General features: G+C 58.6%; 12 protein-coding genes. 9 read left to right on the top strand and 3 right to left on the bottom strand.

The window, feature by feature from the left end:
• The first annotated feature begins 82 nt into the window (after positions 1 to 82).
• Positions 83 to 898, top strand: a complete 816-nt coding sequence (gene panB / locus I2E69_RS00660) for a 3-methyl-2-oxobutanoate hydroxymethyltransferase (RefSeq protein ID WP_195458223.1) — start codon at positions 83 to 85, stop codon at positions 896 to 898.
• A gap of 51 nt (positions 899 to 949) precedes the next feature.
• Here panB and I2E69_RS00655 read toward each other — a convergent pair whose 3' ends face one another.
• Positions 950 to 2,116: a TlpA disulfide reductase family protein gene (locus I2E69_RS00655; protein ID WP_229095308.1), complete on the bottom strand. Its 1,167-nt coding sequence runs from the start codon at positions 2,114 to 2,116 to the stop codon at positions 950 to 952.
• 163 nt (positions 2,117 to 2,279) lie between these two features.
• On the opposite strand from I2E69_RS00655, the gene guaB reads away from it, so the two are divergent.
• From guaB to guaA, 3 genes are read left to right on the top strand one after another with little or no spacing between them, the layout of a single operon-like run.
• Positions 2,280 to 3,758, top strand: a complete 1,479-nt coding sequence (guaB, locus tag I2E69_RS00650) for an IMP dehydrogenase (RefSeq protein WP_195458222.1) — start codon at positions 2,280 to 2,282, stop codon at positions 3,756 to 3,758.
• A 44-nt stretch (positions 3,759 to 3,802) separates the two neighbouring features.
• Positions 3,803 to 3,940: a hypothetical protein gene (locus I2E69_RS00645; RefSeq protein ID WP_195458221.1), complete on the top strand. Its 138-nt coding sequence runs from the start codon at positions 3,803 to 3,805 to the stop codon at positions 3,938 to 3,940.
• A gap of 11 nt (positions 3,941 to 3,951) precedes the next feature.
• Entirely contained in the window at positions 3,952 to 5,478 is a 1,527-nt protein-coding gene (gene guaA / locus I2E69_RS00640; protein ID WP_195458220.1) for a glutamine-hydrolyzing GMP synthase, read from the top strand.
• 70 nt (positions 5,479 to 5,548) lie between these two features.
• On the opposite strand, the gene I2E69_RS00635 is transcribed toward guaA, so the two are convergent.
• Positions 5,549 to 7,654, bottom strand: a complete 2,106-nt coding sequence (locus I2E69_RS00635) for a beta-glucosidase (RefSeq protein WP_229095304.1) — start codon at positions 7,652 to 7,654, stop codon at positions 5,549 to 5,551.
• Between the two features lie 224 nt (positions 7,655 to 7,878).
• Here I2E69_RS00635 and I2E69_RS00630 point away from each other — a divergent pair, with 224 nt between their 5' ends.
• The 3 genes from I2E69_RS00630 (at position 7,879) to I2E69_RS00620 (ending at position 12,285) form a co-directional block, all read left to right on the top strand.
• Complete coding sequence (locus I2E69_RS00630; RefSeq protein WP_195458219.1) at positions 7,879 to 9,558, top strand: DUF6377 domain-containing protein; 1,680 nt, start codon at positions 7,879 to 7,881, stop codon at positions 9,556 to 9,558.
• Positions 9,559 to 9,826: 268 nt separating this feature from the next.
• Positions 9,827 to 11,530: an arylsulfatase gene (locus tag I2E69_RS00625; protein ID WP_195458218.1), complete on the top strand. Its 1,704-nt coding sequence runs from the start codon at positions 9,827 to 9,829 to the stop codon at positions 11,528 to 11,530.
• A 260-nt stretch (positions 11,531 to 11,790) separates the two neighbouring features.
• Complete coding sequence (locus I2E69_RS00620; RefSeq protein ID WP_195458217.1) at positions 11,791 to 12,285, top strand: 3'-5' exonuclease; 495 nt, start codon at positions 11,791 to 11,793, stop codon at positions 12,283 to 12,285.
• Between the two features lie 37 nt (positions 12,286 to 12,322).
• Here the strand turns inward: I2E69_RS00620 and I2E69_RS00615 are convergent, their stop codons facing one another.
• Positions 12,323 to 13,594 (bottom strand): porin, encoded by a 1,272-nt coding sequence (locus tag I2E69_RS00615; RefSeq protein ID WP_195458755.1) that lies wholly within the window; start codon positions 13,592 to 13,594, stop codon positions 12,323 to 12,325.
• Between the two features lie 374 nt (positions 13,595 to 13,968).
• On the opposite strand from I2E69_RS00615, the gene I2E69_RS00610 reads away from it, so the two are divergent.
• Together I2E69_RS00610 and I2E69_RS00605 are read left to right on the top strand one after the other, a co-directional pair.
• Complete coding sequence (locus tag I2E69_RS00610; protein ID WP_195458216.1) at positions 13,969 to 14,415, top strand: cold-shock protein; 447 nt, start codon at positions 13,969 to 13,971, stop codon at positions 14,413 to 14,415.
• A gap of 27 nt (positions 14,416 to 14,442) precedes the next feature.
• Complete coding sequence (locus tag I2E69_RS00605; protein ID WP_195458215.1) at positions 14,443 to 14,811, top strand: RNA recognition motif domain-containing protein; 369 nt, start codon at positions 14,443 to 14,445, stop codon at positions 14,809 to 14,811.
• Positions 14,812 to 14,884: the final 73 nt, after the last annotated feature.

Below are 14,884 nucleotides of genomic sequence, written 5' to 3'. Positions count from 1 at the left end.
CCTTGGCAATGCTCAAATAAATTTGTCATTGCGCTCGGCTTGCGCTATCTTTGCCCCGATTTAAAAATTAAAATCCGAAGTAATGTCTGTTGAAAGTACAGTTCGTGCGGTTACGACTTACCGCCTTACGGAAATGAAGCAGCGGGGCGAAAAGATCGCCATGCTTACCTCTTACGATTATTCGATGGCGAAGATCGTCGATGCCGCAGGTATCGACGTGATCCTCGTGGGCGACTCGGCTGCCAATGTGATGGCCGGCTACGAGACCACGGTTCCCATCACCCTCGATATGATGATTTACCACGCACGCTCGGTCGTACGCGCCGTAGAGCGTGCGCTGGTCGTTGTCGACCTGCCGTTCGGAACCTACCAGGGCAACTCGAAGGTGGCCCTCGACTCGGCTGTCCGCATCATGAAGGAGACCGAAGCCGATGCCGTGAAGATGGAAGGCGGCGAGGAGATCCTCGAATCGGTGCAGCGCATCCTGTCGGCCGGCATTCCCATCATGGGACACCTCGGCCTGACGCCCCAGTCGATCCACAAGTTCGGCACTTATGCCGTTCGCGCCAAGGAGGAGGCCGAGGCCGAGAAGCTGTTGCGTGACGCACACCTGCTGAGCGATGCGGGATGTTTCGGCATCGTGCTCGAAAAAATTCCGGCCGAGTTGGCCGCCCGGGTCACGAAGGAGATTTCCGCGCCGACGATCGGTATCGGCGCAGGCGGGGGCTGCGACGGCCAGGTACTTGTGATTCACGACATGCTGGGCATCAACAAAGGCTTCTCGCCGCGTTTCCTGCGTCGTTATGCCGATCTGCATTCGGTGATGACCGGGGCCGTGGAGCAGTATGTCAAGGATGTCAAGGACTGTGATTTCCCCAACGAGAAGGAGCAGTATTAAGCGTTGCGCTGTCTGTAAAAGGCCCGGTTTGAAAGCCGGGCCTTTTGCTGCCTATTTCAGCGTCTTGTGCAGTGACTCGTAAAAATCGGGGCCCTCACCGCTGAATGTCGAGGCGATACGGCCTTCCGGGTCGATGACGATTTTGGTCGGGAATCCCTCGACGGCATATCTGACTGCGACATCTTCCGACGGCGGAGTTTCCGCCGGGTTGTAGACGTTGATCCATGGCAGTCGGTGTTCGGCAACAGCCTGAAGCCATTTTTCAGGTGTGTCCCTGCAATCGATGCCGACGATTTCCAGTTTCCCTTTGTAGCGTTCATACATCTTTTTCATCTCCGGAAATCCCTTGATGCACCATCCGCACCAACTTCCCCAGAAGTCGAGCACGACATATTTCCCCCGCAGCGACGAGAGGGTGAAGTCTTTGCCGTCGGTGGTTTTCAGCGTGAAGTCCGGTGCGGGGTGTCCGGAAACGATCTTTGCTTTTGCCTGCCGGACCTGCCGGTGTTTCTCGGCTTTGACCAGTAACGGTTCGAGCAATGGGCGGAACATCGAGTTGCGGGCTGCGTCGCCCAGCCGTTCATAATAGGCAAGTACGCTGTCGGACGGAATCCGCCGCAGGCAGTATCCCGCAAGCGGATTGTCCGGATTTGCATTGATATATTCCATTTCGCAGGTTTCACGACGGGACATCGTTTCCTGGAATCTGTCATACAGCGCCTTCTGTTCCGCGCGGGTTTTTCCGGCTATGGCATCTTGTAATCGCTGGCTTTCGACCCAGAACGGCAGCAGTTCCTGATAATGGCGGCTGTAATCTTCATTGAGACGCGTGCCCGAGAGCGTGCAGTTGAAAACCGTCGAGTCGATCCGGCCCGCGAGTACGACACGTTCGCCTTTGTCAAGAAAACACTTCATGTTGGAAGTATTGGTGGGATAGCGCTTCCCATGGTGGAACTCCGTGAGTTGCACGGGTGTGAGGATGATTTGCGCCGGCCGTTCCACGGCGATGTCATAGGCCAGTCGTCCGTTGGGTGCTACGATTGTGTCGAACGTAATCCGGGCGTCGGAATCGCCCGAGAGTCGGGGTATATCTTCGATGGCGCAGAAGGTGATAAGCAGCGTGTCGTTTGTCAGTCCGTCGATCCGGCCCGTGACGGTATGCCGGGGAGCGCAGGCCGAGACGACGGCGGTCAGCAGGAGAAACAGGATTCGGTTCATTTTGGGAAAGCCGGTTGGTTTGCGTGTCGAAGTTACTAAAAAAAGCCTTCTGCGGAGAGTTCCTTGATAAAATGTTGATAAAAAAATCGACGGATCGGGCCGGAAATTAGGCCGTTTCGAAAATAATCACTACATTTGCGAGCAACAAAAATCCACGTTCATTATGTCTTTTATCAATGAAAGGGTTCAGCCCGAAGGACTTACCTTCGACGATGTGCTGCTTATACCCGCCTATTCGGAAGTGTTGCCGCGAGAGGTCAATGTCCAGACCCGTTTCTCGCGAAATATCAAGCTCAACATCCCCATTGTGTCCGCCGCTATGGACACGGTTACCGAAGCGCCGCTGGCGATTGCTTTGGCACGCGAAGGCGGAATCGGCGTGATCCACAAGAATATGACCATTGCCGAACAGGCCGCCCAGGTCCGCAAGGTGAAACGCGCCGAGAACGGCATGATCTACGATCCGGTGACCATTTCCAAGGACCACACCGTCGGCGACGCGCTGAATCTGATGAAAGAGAACCGGATCGGAGGCATTCCGGTCGTGGATTCGGATAAAATCCTCATCGGCATCGTCACCAACCGCGACCTGCGTTTCCAGCGCGACATGACGCGCCGCATCGAAGAGGTGATGACTCCCGGCGACCGCCTCGTGACGACGCACAATCCCGAACTGGCCCATGCCCAGGAAATTCTGCTGAACAGCAAGATCGAAAAGCTCCCCGTGGTGGACGACGAAGGCCATCTGGTGGGGCTTATTACGTATAAGGACATCACCAAGGTCCAGGATCATCCCAATGCCTGCAAGGATGCGAAAGGGCGTCTGCGCGTGGCTGCCGGCGTCGGCGTTACGCCCGACGCCATGGACCGCGTGAAAGCGCTGGTTGCCGAGGATGTCGACGCCGTTGTCCTCGATTCCGCACACGGCCATTCGGCCAATATCGTTTCGATGCTCAAACGCATCAAGGAGACTTATCCCTCGCTCGACGTTGTGGTGGGTAACATCGCCACGGGCGGTGCGGCGCGCTACCTGATCGAGAACGGCGCCGACGGCGTGAAGGTCGGTATCGGTCCGGGTTCGATCTGTACGACGCGTATCATCGCGGGTGTGGGCGTTCCCCAGTTGACGGCCATCTACGACGTGGCTTCCGTAGCTAGTGAAAGCGGCGTTCCGGTGATTGCCGACGGCGGCCTGCGCTATTCGGGCGACCTGGTGAAGGCGCTGGCTGCGGGCGGCGACTGCGTGATGATCGGTTCGATGTTCGCCGGTACGGAGGAGGCTCCGGGCGAAACGATTATCTTCAACGGCCGTAAGTTCAAGAGCTACCGCGGCATGGGGTCGATCGACGCCATGAAGGCCGGATCGGCCGACCGTTATTTCCAGAAGGGCTGTGAGGGCAACATCAGCAAACTCGTTCCCGAAGGCATCGCTGCGCGCGTGCCGTTCAAGGGCTCCCTCTCCGAGACGGTTTACCAGCTCATCGGCGGAGTCCGTTCGGGTATGGGCTACTGCGGGGCAAAGGACATCGGGGCGCTCAAGCAGGCCCGCTTCATCCGCATTACGGCTTCGGGTATGCTGGAGAGCCATCCGCACGACGTGGCCATCACGAGCGAAGCGCCTAACTATTCGAGCGAGCGTTAGTTGCGATGGCGGGTGATTCGAAACAACCGGCCTGGTACGAATGGATGGCAGCGATCGTCGCCGTACTGGGACTGCTGACCTATCTTTTGTCGGACAACCGGACGCTCACCTCCCTGTCGCTCGTAGCAACGGCGGTCGTGGCCGGCTACGTTGCTTACCGCTCTTTGCAAAAGAAAAAATAAATCTGAAATAGATGGAAAAAATCCTGATTCTCGACTTCGGTTCGCAGTACACGCAGCTCATTGCACGGCGTGTGCGCGAACTCTGCGTCTATTGCGAAATCCACCCCTTCAACAAAGTTCCGCCGCTCGACGCGTCGGTTCGGGGCGTGATTCTCTCGGGCAGCCCCTTCTCCGTGCGGGACGCCCAGGCCCCGACCCCCGATCTTTCGGCCATCAAGGGCAAACTGCCGCTGCTCGGCGTCTGCTACGGAGCTCAATACCTTGCCTCGGCTTTCGGCGGTGAGGTGCAGCCCGCTCCCAGCCGCGAATACGGCCGCGCGATGCTTACCGTGGGCGATTCGTCGGATGCGCTGATGCAGGGACTTCCTGCCCGCACGCAGGTGTGGATGTCGCACGGCGACACCATTACGCGTGTGCCCGAAACCTATAAACTGGTCGCCAGCACCGAAGACGTGCGTGTCGCCGCGTTCCACATCGAGGGCGAGCAGACCTGGGGCATCCAGTTCCACCCGGAGGTTTACCACTCGACCGACGGCACGCAGTTGCTCAAGAACTTCGTCGTGGACATCTGCGGCTGCGAACAGTCGTGGACCTCGGAGAGTTTCGTGGAGTCGACCGTGCGCGAGTTGCGCGAGAAGCTGGGCGACGACAAGGTCGTGCTGGCACTTTCGGGCGGCGTCGATTCGTCGGTAGCCGCCGTGCTGCTGCACAAGGCCATCGGTAAGAACCTCTACTGCGTTTTCGTCGATTCGGGCCTGCTGCGCAAGAACGAGTTTGCGGAGGTGCTCGAATCGTATAAGCACATGGGCCTGAACGTCAAGGGCGTGAATGCCTCGGCCAAATTCCTCGGCGACCTGGCGGGCGTTACGGATCCTGAAACGAAACGCAAGATCATCGGCCGCGACTTCGTGGAGGTTTTCAACGAAGAGGCCATCCAGATCAAGGATGTCAAGTGGCTGGCGCAAGGTACGATTTACCCCGACGTGATCGAGTCGTGCTCGGTCAACGGCCCTTCGGCTACGATCAAGTCGCACCACAACGTCGGCGGACTTCCCGAGAAGATGAACCTTCGCATTGTCGAACCGCTGCGCCTGCTGTTCAAGGACGAAGTGCGCCGCGTGGGTCGTTCGATGGGTATTTCCGAGCAGTTGATAGGCCGCCATCCCTTCCCGGGACCGGGCCTTGCGATCCGTATCCTGGGCGACATCACGCCCGAGAAGGTCGAAATCCTCCAGAACGTGGATAAAATCTATATCGACTCGCTGCGTGCCGCCGGGCTTTACGACCAGGTGTGGCAGGCGGGAGCTATCCTGCTTCCGGTGAAGAGCGTCGGCGTGATGGGCGACGAGCGTACTTACGAAAGCTGCGTGGCCCTGCGTGCCGTGACCTCGACCGACGGCATGACGGCCGACTGGGTGCATTTGCCCTACGAGTTCCTGGCCGATCTTTCGAACGACATCATCAACAAAGTCAAGGGGGTCAACCGCGTCGTGTACGACATCTCCTCGAAACCGCCCGCAACCATCGAGTGGGAGTAGGAGGGTATTTCCCGATACGAAAAGCGCCGCATCTGTTACAGATGCGGCGCTTTTGTCAGGTGTTTCTTGTCTATTTTACCGTAACGGGCAGCGTAGCGGCGATGTCGGCCGACGAGGTTCCCAGCGAAAGGGTGTATTCGCCCGGGTTGACTTTCCAGCCGCGCGACTGTGTGTCCCAGAACGCCAGCGCCTGCCGGTCGAGTTCGAACTCCACGACGGTGCTTTTGCCGGGGGCTACGGCTACCTTCCGGAAGCCTTTCAACTCCTTTTTCGGACGGAGCACCGTCGGATTGTTCTCCGAGACGTAGAGTTGTACGACCTCCGCGCCTTCGCGGTCGCCCGTGTTGGTCAGCGTGACGCTCACCTTCAGCGGTTTGTCCGCGGGGAATACTTTCGGGGCGCGGGGTTTTTCCAGCGCAAAGGTCGTGTACGAAAGCCCGAATCCGAAGGGGTAGAGCGGTTCGACACCCTTGGTTTCGTACCAGCGGTAGCCGACCAGCACCGACTCCTTGTAGTCGATGTCGTAGAGTTGGATCAGGCGTTCGTTGTAGGCGCGGGGCGCTTTGTTGTAGAACTCAGCACCGGCGGGCATCGTGCCTTTGGCCGGCGAATCGTTGAACTCCTTCTCGATGGTCATCGGCAGTTTGCCCGAGGGCGACAGTTTGCCCGAAAGGATGTCGGCCAGCGCCGTGAATCCGCTTTGTCCCGGATACCAGCCGTAGATAACCGCCGCGGCCTTGCCGTTCCAGCCGCCCATGCGGATACCCGAACCCGAGTTGACCAGCACGATGGTATTGGGATTGGCCTCGACCGCCGTGCGGACGAAGGCTTCCTCCTCCTTGGGCAGTGCGAAGGGGCGTTCGAACGACTCTACGTCGATCGTTCCCGTCGACAGCAGGACCACGTCGGCCGCCGCCAACTCCTCGCGGGAGGGTTTTTCGACGACGCGGACCGCGTCGCCGTAGACGCTGCGGAGGGCCGCAGTCAGGGTCACATTGTCGTAGCCCAGTACCTCGGCCGAGGACGACGTGCTGCCTCCCGTGCGCGGAATCGCTTCGGTGAAGCGTCCCGTAAGCAGGATTTTGCGGCCCGGGGCCAGCGGCAGGATGCCGTTGTTACGCAGCAGTACGATGCCCTCTGCGGCTACCTCGTAGCCGGTCTGTTTGTGTGCCGGGAATTTCTCCAACAGTTCGGGAACGTATTTTTCCCGGTCGTAAAGACCGAATGCAATGCTCGTGGCGATGTTGGGGCGGATCATCTTTTCAATGTCCTTCTCCGTGATGCGGCCCGTCTTGAGCAGTTCGCGCACCTCGCCGAAGAACTCCTTGCGACCCGGCATTTCGACGTTCTGGCCGCTTTTAACCACCTTCTCCGTATCGTTCACCGAGGTCCAGTCGCTCATCACGCAGCCCTGGAATCCCAGTTCGCCGCGCAGGATACGCTGGATCAGGTCGGCGTTCTGCCCGGCCCATTCTCCGTTGAGGCGGTTGTAGGAGGTCATCACATAGCCTACACCCGCGTCGATACCGGCTTTGAACGGCGGCAGGTAGATCTCGTGCAGCGCCCGTTCGTCGACGATCGAATTGGAGCGGCGGCGGTAGAACTCCGTTTCGTTGCAGATGAAGTGTTTCAGACACGCGACGGTTCCCGTCGACTGCATGCCCTTCACGTATTCGGCGACCATCGCCGACGAGAGCAGCGGGTCTTCGCCCATGTATTCGAAGTTGCGTCCGTTCTGCGAGTTGCGGTAGATGTTCATACCCGGACCCAGCAATACCTCGATACCTCCTGCCCGGCACTCTTCGCCTACGGCCTCGGCATATTTATAGGCCAGCGACGGATTGAAGGTCGCCGCGAGTGCTATCGGACACGGGAAGGCCGTCGAACGCTCCAACTGCCGGACCATCGTGGGATCGGACAGGTTGTCGCGCATGTGTACGCCCTGCGTGGCGTCGGAGAGATAGATGTAGGGCATGTCTTTTTCGGGCACGCCGTAGAAGAAGAAAGAGGAGTAGCCGCGCATGAACGAGATCTTCTCGTCGAGGGTCAGTCGTGCGATCCGGGCGTCGGCCTGTCGGTAGGCTTCGTCCCATCCGACGACCTGCTGGGCGCCGGCCGGCGCAATGGCCGCTGCTGCCGTCACGAGGGCGAGCAAAAGTTTTACGGAGGTTTTCATTGTTTTTTCGATCTTGGTTTACGGTTCGATTTTCTGCAAAGTTAGCGCAGGAAAAGCCCGCTGGGACGGGTGCTCGGAAAAATATAAACGATATTTGGCGCTATTTTCTTGTAAATCAATAATATGTTATTTGTCGGACCTCCGGATTATACAAATAATAGGGACGGTTAAATTTGCTTTCCCCCGCTTTTTATCGCTATATTTGCGCAAATCTGCCGTTTGAAATGAAAAAACTGCTTGCTCTTTTTGTCGTTTTTCTCACCGTGTCCGGTGTCCGTGCCGGGGAACCTTCGGATATACATACGCTGCTTCGCCGCCTGGACGGCCTGCTCGACCGCCGGGAGGAGTTCCTGCTTCGGCACGAGACGCGCCTCGATTCGCTCAAACTCCTGCTGCGGAACGATGCGCTCGGCTTTCGGGAGCGTTATGCCGTCACGGCGGAGATCGCCGAACGTTATTTCGCCTACCAGAGCGATTCGACGATCGGTTACCTGCGCCGCAGCATCGCGCTGGCCGAGAAGGCCGGGGATGCCGACCTGACGATCCGTGCCAAGTCCGTCATGGCGATGTGTTACAGCATGAACGGCCGCTTCCTCGAAGCCGACCGGGTGCTTGCGGGCATCATCGATACGCTGCATATGAGCCGTGCGACGCAGGCGGCTTACTATGCCGCGCAGCACCGCCAGAACCGCGAGTGCCGCAGCCAGAGCGAACCGGGGCCCCAGCGCGACCGGTTCCGGGCCTGCGAGGACTATTATGCCCGCCGTGCGCTGGAGACCACTGACGCTGTTTCGAAACGTTTCTACTTCGCTTACCTCGTCGCTGTGGACGAGGGCGATTACGACCGTGCCGTTGCGGCGTGCGACAGTGCGTTGGCATGTGTTCCGCCTGCGTCGCACGACTATGCCCGCGCGGCATTTTACAAATCGGAAAGCGAAAAGTACCGGGGCGACGAGGCGGCGCGCTTCGAGTGGCTCGTACGTGCCGCCATGGCCGATGTGCGGGGGGCGGTCCGCGATTACGGCGCCTTGGGCGCAGTGGCCGAAGAGTTGCTGCGCCGCGGCGATGCCGGGCGGGCGATGCGGTGCATCCGCGTTGCGATCAACGATACGCAGGCCTACAATTCGCCCATCCGTTCGTGGCGCGATATGGCGATCCTGCCGCAGATCGAACAGGCGTACAGCGAGCGCAATGCCCGGGTACGCACGATGTATGTCGTGCTGACCCTTTTCGCTTTCCTTTTCGCCCTTTCGGCAATCGGGGGCGTGCTGTTCGTCCTGCGCCAGAACCGGCGGCTCAACGCCGTGCAGCAAACCCTGCGCGAGTCGAACGTAAAACTGGCCGAACTGGCCGCCAGCCTGCGCGAGACCAATGCCGACCTGAGCCGGCAGAACATCCGCATCGCCGACGCCAACCGTATCAAGGAGGTCTATATCGGCGGCTTCCTTAAGACGATCTCCGAATATATCTACAAACTGGCCGACACCTATCGCTATGTCGGTAAAATGCTGCGCGACGGACGTTCCGACGAACTGCGGCGCGAGTATGCCGGAACCGATGTCCGGAGCGACGAACTGAAGGAATTCTACCACAATTTCGACACCACCTTCCTGGGGCTTTTCCCTTCGTTTATCGGGGAGTTCAACCGCCTGCTCGCGGAGGATGCCCGTGTCGAAGTCCGCCGTGCGGGAAGCCTCACGACGGAACTGCGCATCTTCGCCCTGGTCCGGCTGGGCATTACCGACACGGCGACGATTGCCGCACTGCTGCATTGTTCGGTCAATACGGTGTACAGCTACCGTTCGCGCACGCGGCTGCGCTCGCTCGTCGCAGAGGGCGATTTCGAACAGTGCGTGCAGTCGATCGGCCTCGGGGGCGGTGCGGCCGAACCGGCGAGGGGCTGATTCCAGGCATTCGCCCGTTTTCCCGGCCGTGTCGTTTCGGCAGGCCATTTCGCTTCTGTCAGCCGGATATTCCCTTCCGGCCGGCGGTTTCCCCGGCCTGCGGCCTCCTGTCTGCCGGGTTATATTGTCTGTCCCGGCTATATGAGATGTTGATAAACTGTCTGTTTTTTTGTTTTTCCTGAAAAAACGCTTATATTTGTCAGACAAATAAGATTAATCGACCGGATACAGGATTCAATATCACTTTCCGGACTAACCGACCTACAACATGAAACCGAACGCATTGGAAAAATTCTGCCTTGCAGGCGCCGCCGTGACGGGAGTTGCGACGCTCACGGCCTGCGCTGAAAAGGCCCCTGCCGACGAACGGCCCAACATCGTGCTGATTCTTGCCGACGACCTGGGGTTCAGCGACCTGGGCTGTTTCGGGGGTGAGATTTCGACTCCCAACCTCGATTCGCTGGCCGCCAACGGCCTTCGTTACCGCCAGTTTTACAACACGGCGCGCAGTTGTCCTTCGCGGGCGAGCCTGCTTACGGGCCTTACGCCCCACCTTGCGGGCGTCGGCCACATGGTCGCCGACCGGGGCTATCCGGGTTACCGCGGTACGCTGGCCCCGAACTCCGTGACACTGGCCGAGGCGCTTCGTGCGAGCGGTTACCAGACGGCCATGTCGGGCAAATGGCATGTTACGAACAATACCGATCCTGCGGGCGACACTTCGCAGTGGCCCATGCAGCGCGGTTTCGAACGCTTTTACGGCACGCTGAGCGGGCACGGCAGTTTCTGGGATCCCAAGTGCCTGTTCGACGGCAACACCCCGATCCGCGCCGAAGGCGACTATTATTATACGGAGGCCATCACCGACCGCGCCCGGCAGTTTATCGGGGAGATGGCCGGGGAGGACAATCCGTTTTTTCTCTATGTGGCCTACACCGCGCCCCATTATCCGCTGCACGCCCGTCCCGAATACATCGAAAAATACAAGGGACGTTTTGCAGCGGGCTGGGATTCGCTGCGCATGCAGCGTTTCGAGCGGATGAAGCGCATGGGCGTCCTCCCTGCCGACGCCGTGCTGCCTTCAAAAGACGAACAATGCTACGACTGGGCCGACGAGACCGAGAAGGAGTGGCAGCAGATGCGCATGGAGGTCTACGCCGCGATGGTCGAACAGATGGATGCCGGCGTGGGCGAGATCGTCGGCGACCTGCGCCGCCGCGGCTTGCTCGACAACACGCTGATCGTCTTCCTGTCGGATAACGGCGCTTCGAACGAAGGGCATCTGCACAATACGGTCGAACGTACCGGAAAACATTGGGGCGACCGGATGATTCCCGTCCGGACGCGTGACGGACGCCCCGTGCACGCGGGCGACATCCCGGGCCTGGCGCTCGGTCCCGACGACACCTACGGCAGCTACGGGCCCCAGTGGGCGCACCTCTGCGGCACGCCGTTCCGCCGTTACAAGAGCTGGATTCACGAAGGCGGCATCTGCGCTCCGATGATCGTCTCATGGGGCGGAAAAATCACCGACAAAGGCGCTTTCCGCGACGGCGTTTTCGGTATCGCCGATTTTATGCCCACATTCCTCGAACTGGCCGGCGGCGAATATCCCGATTCGATCCGAGGCCTGAAAACCATTCCGGCCGAGGGCCGGAGTTTCGCTGCGACGTTCCGCGAAAACCGTATCGACACGACTCGCACGATGTTCTGGGAGCACGAGGGCAACAAGGCTGTCCGGCGCGGACGGTGGAAACTCGTCGCCGAATATCCGGGCAGTTGGCGTACGCTGCGCGCCTATCCGTCGGGCGGCGCATGGGAACTCTACGACCTCGAAACGGACCGCACCGAGACCCGCGATTTGGCGGCGCAGCATCCCGAACTGGTGCGGGAACTGGCTGCCGAATGGGAGGCGTGGGCCGCCCGGGCGCAGGTCGAGGACTGGGCAGCCATCGGCGGCGAGAACTGGTAGCGATCCTGCCTGAAGATCCGGACGCACCGTTGTAACCCGTTTGCAACGGTTCGTTCGTTTTATTGTCACGGGACCGTCGTACGGGTGAAACGGCGGCGGGGTAGTTTTGCAGCGTGAACCATGGCGGTTGACCTCGCCACCTGACTATCCTATCCTGAACTTCATCCGGCTCCGTCTGCAATAGGCGGAGCTTTTTTTCGTTCGGGATGTACGTCCCGACGCGGAAATGCGTATATTTGCAGGACGCATATACTGAAACGATGAAAGATTTTGCAGCCATAGACTTCGAAACTGCCAACGGTCAACGCACGAGCGTCTGCTCGGTGGGCGTCGTCGTCGTGCGCGGCGGCGAGGTGGTCGATACGTTTTACCGCCTGATCCGTCCCCGGCCCAATTTTTACAGCCGTTTTACGACGGCTATTCACGGCCTGACTTATGAAGATACGGTTGAAGCGCCCGATTTCGCGTCGGTGTGGCACGAGGTCGAACCCCGTATCGCGGGGCTGCCGCTCGTGGCCCACAACTCGCCTTTCGACGAGGGCTGCCTGCGCGCCGTGTTCGATCTTTACGGCATGCCATATCCCGGTTATACGTTCTACTGCACCTGCCGCGCTTCGCGCCGCACTTTCGGGAGCCGCCTGCCCAACCACCAGTTGCATACCGTCTCCGCCGCCTGCGGTTTCGAACTCGAAAACCACCACCACGCCCTGGCCGACGCCGAAGCCTGCGCGCAAATCGCCTTGAAAATCCTGTAAAATAAAAATCCCGGACCGAAAGTCCGGGATTCTTTTATCAAAGCCCCAGTTCCAACTGGAACCGCATTTCCCAGCGGTTGTAGTTGGGGTTCAGCGATTGGCTGCGGCTGTTGTACGACATGTCGGCCTGCACTTTGAGGCTGTGGCCGATGATGTAACGCGTGACGCCCAGCGTCGTCTGGTTCCAGTTTTTATATCCCGCGAACGGCTGTACCTCGCTGTCGGGGAAGAGCGTCGAGTTGCGCAGGGCGACTTCCCATTTGCGGTTGAACAGGTAGCTGGCCTGTAGGTTGAGGCCTTGCCCCTTATATACAAAGGCGTTGCTTTCGGGATCGAACAGCGGTTCGCTGCACGAGCGGCCCATGAAATCGGTATAGAAGGCGAATCCCCGGTATTCGAGGATGAAATCGACGAAGTAGGAGCCGAGGTTGCGCGTTGCGTCGTCGGGCATCAGGCCGCCCCGCTGGCCCTTCAGCCGCGAAGCTTTGTGGTTGTAGGAGTAGGCCCCGGCGAGCAGTATTTTAGGCTGCTCTTCGTATTCGTAATCGCCTTCGATGACATCGCCCTTCGATTTAAAACGTCCCAGCGGATAGAGTTCCAGGCGTCCCGTGTAAGCCAGGCCACCGTTCGGGGAACTGCCCCAGTTGCGGCCTTCGCCCAGCGTGACGGAGCCTTTGGCCGAGAGGTTGAAACCTTCGCTCTGGCGCATGTTGTATTCACCGAAGAATCCGAAATCGCGGTCGAGGTTGAACTCGCTGTTGACGATACTGCGGTCGACGAACTGTAAGGCGCTCGACGAGTTGATCCGCGCCCGGTTGGCCTTGATCTTGGTCTGTCCGAACCCGATATTCCAGGTGGCGTTGGGCACGTAGTAGACGATGGCGTCGCGCACGATGTTCATGCTGCCGTCGGGCAGCGGTTCGGTGTCGTAGGAGGTGAAGCCCAACTGGACCGAGTAGACCAGTTTGGGCGAGTAGATATATCCGTCGAAGCGCAGCCGGAGCCGTTTCACGCGGGCTTCGGTCTTGGTGAGCGTGAAATCGTCGTCGAACGACAGCGCCAGCAGGTTTTGCATGCGGAAACGCATCGTCAGTTCGAACCAGTCGTTTTTGGGGCGGAAGGTGATACCCTTGCCGATCTCGATATTGGGCATGTTGCGCAGTTGCGCCAACAACTCGCCGGTCGAATCGGCGGCGAAGATTTCGGTGCGGGGTTTGCGCTTTTGCGTCGTCTGGGGTTGTGTCGCCTCCTGGGCTGCGGCCAACGACCAGCAGGTTGTCAGCAGGAGCAGGACCGTTAATTTTCTCATCATTTCTGTCTGTTAATTCTCTTTCGGTTACGTCCCGTACAAAAGTACAAAAAATATGCGGAGTCCGGGAAACGGTGATGCAAAGTTGGGGCCTAAATCTGAAACGAATTTGAAATGCAGGCCGCCAGGCGGCTTCCGGGCGGTGAAATGACATTGTAATCGAGATAAAAATCAGAAAAATAGGAAATCTGGAATAATATATGTATCTTTGCTGCCAAACAATCGAGTTTTGTTCTGAATCTTTCTTGTAGGTGTTTGATCCCGCAGTCCACCGTGGTTTCCCCCATTCTCAAAATCGACCTCATTAGCTTGCTCTTTTGTTGGGAGCAGTACGTTTGCGTGCGCTTCGGTAATGCAAAAAATTAAATTGATAAATGGCCAAACGAATTACATCGGGAAAAAGAGAAAGAGAGAAATTAAAGCAGACCAAACGTCAGGACAAGCAGAAGAAAAAAGAGGAGCGTCTGAGCGGCGGGAGCCGCAGTTTCGAGGACATGCTGGCGTATGTCGATGAAAACGGCGTTCTTCACACAACCCCGCAGGACGTGAAACCCAAGGAGGAGATCGACGCTTCGCTGATCGAAGTTTCCGTACCGAGACAGTCGGAAATCGAGGAAGAAGAACCGATGAGCGGCCGGGTGGAATATTTCACCGCATCCAAAGGCTACGGCTTTATCAAGGATGCCGCCGGTTCCGAGAAATACTTTTTCCATATTACCAATGCCCCGGCAGGTATTGCCGAGGGAGACAAGGTAACGTTCGAACTCGAACGCGGTACGCGGGGAATGAATGCAGTACGAATAGCTATCATTAACAAATAACACTTTTTTAATTAACTTATCAAGAGAATGAACATTTATGTTTCGCATCTGAGCTGGGGCACGAGCAGTGAGAGCTTAGGAAATTTATTCATGCAGTTCGGCGAAGTCGCGTCGGCTAACGTTATTACCGACCGGGAGACGGGCCGTTCGCGCGGTTTCGGCTTCGTCGAGATGCCCAATGAGGAAGAGGGTCAGAAGGCCATCGACCAGCTCAACGGAACCAACTTCGAGGGTCAGACGATCACGGTTAACGTGGCTCGTCCCCGTGAGGAGCGTCCTTCGGGCAGCTTCGGCGGCAATCGCGGCGGTGGCAACCGTGGAGGCGGTTACGGCGGCGGCAACCGTGGCGGTGGCTACGGCGGCAACGGCGGCGGCTACGGTCGCAACCGGTACTAATCTCCGGATTATTTCAGAACGGACTCAGGGGAAGTCTTCTCCCCATACCATACGGAGCGGGGCGGTTTTTACC

The sequence above is a fragment of the Alistipes sp. D31t1_170403_E11 genome, from assembly GCF_015553985.1.
In the GTDB taxonomy this organism is placed as follows: Bacteria; Bacteroidota; Bacteroidia; order Bacteroidales; family Rikenellaceae; genus Alistipes; species Alistipes montrealensis.
Note: the sequence above shows the minus strand (reverse complement) of the source record. Positions and strands in the feature narration are given on the sequence as shown.

Excerpts from the sequence above, each read along its gene's own strand:
- I2E69_RS00615 (WP_195458755.1), bottom strand. The coding sequence starts at position 13,594 with ATGAGAAAATTAACGGTCCTGCTCCTGCTGACAACCTGCTGGTCGTTG.
- I2E69_RS00620 (WP_195458217.1), top strand. The coding sequence starts at position 11,791 with ATGAAAGATTTTGCAGCCATAGACTTCGAAACTGCCAACGGTCAACGC.
- I2E69_RS00655 (WP_229095308.1), bottom strand. The coding sequence starts at position 2,116 with ATGAACCGAATCCTGTTTCTCCTGCTGACCGCCGTCGTCTCGGCCTGC.
- guaB (WP_195458222.1), top strand. The coding sequence starts at position 2,280 with ATGTCTTTTATCAATGAAAGGGTTCAGCCCGAAGGACTTACCTTCGAC.
- I2E69_RS00610 (WP_195458216.1), top strand. The coding sequence starts at position 13,969 with ATGGCCAAACGAATTACATCGGGAAAAAGAGAAAGAGAGAAATTAAAG.
- I2E69_RS00625 (WP_195458218.1), top strand. The coding sequence starts at position 9,827 with ATGAAACCGAACGCATTGGAAAAATTCTGCCTTGCAGGCGCCGCCGTG.
- I2E69_RS00635 (WP_229095304.1), bottom strand. The coding sequence starts at position 7,654 with ATGAAAACCTCCGTAAAACTTTTGCTCGCCCTCGTGACGGCAGCAGCG.
- I2E69_RS00605 (WP_195458215.1), top strand. The coding sequence starts at position 14,443 with ATGAACATTTATGTTTCGCATCTGAGCTGGGGCACGAGCAGTGAGAGC.
- guaA (WP_195458220.1), top strand. The coding sequence starts at position 3,952 with ATGGAAAAAATCCTGATTCTCGACTTCGGTTCGCAGTACACGCAGCTC.
- I2E69_RS00630 (WP_195458219.1), top strand. The coding sequence starts at position 7,879 with ATGAAAAAACTGCTTGCTCTTTTTGTCGTTTTTCTCACCGTGTCCGGT.
- panB (WP_195458223.1), top strand. The coding sequence starts at position 83 with ATGTCTGTTGAAAGTACAGTTCGTGCGGTTACGACTTACCGCCTTACG.
- I2E69_RS00645 (WP_195458221.1), top strand. The coding sequence starts at position 3,803 with ATGGCAGCGATCGTCGCCGTACTGGGACTGCTGACCTATCTTTTGTCG.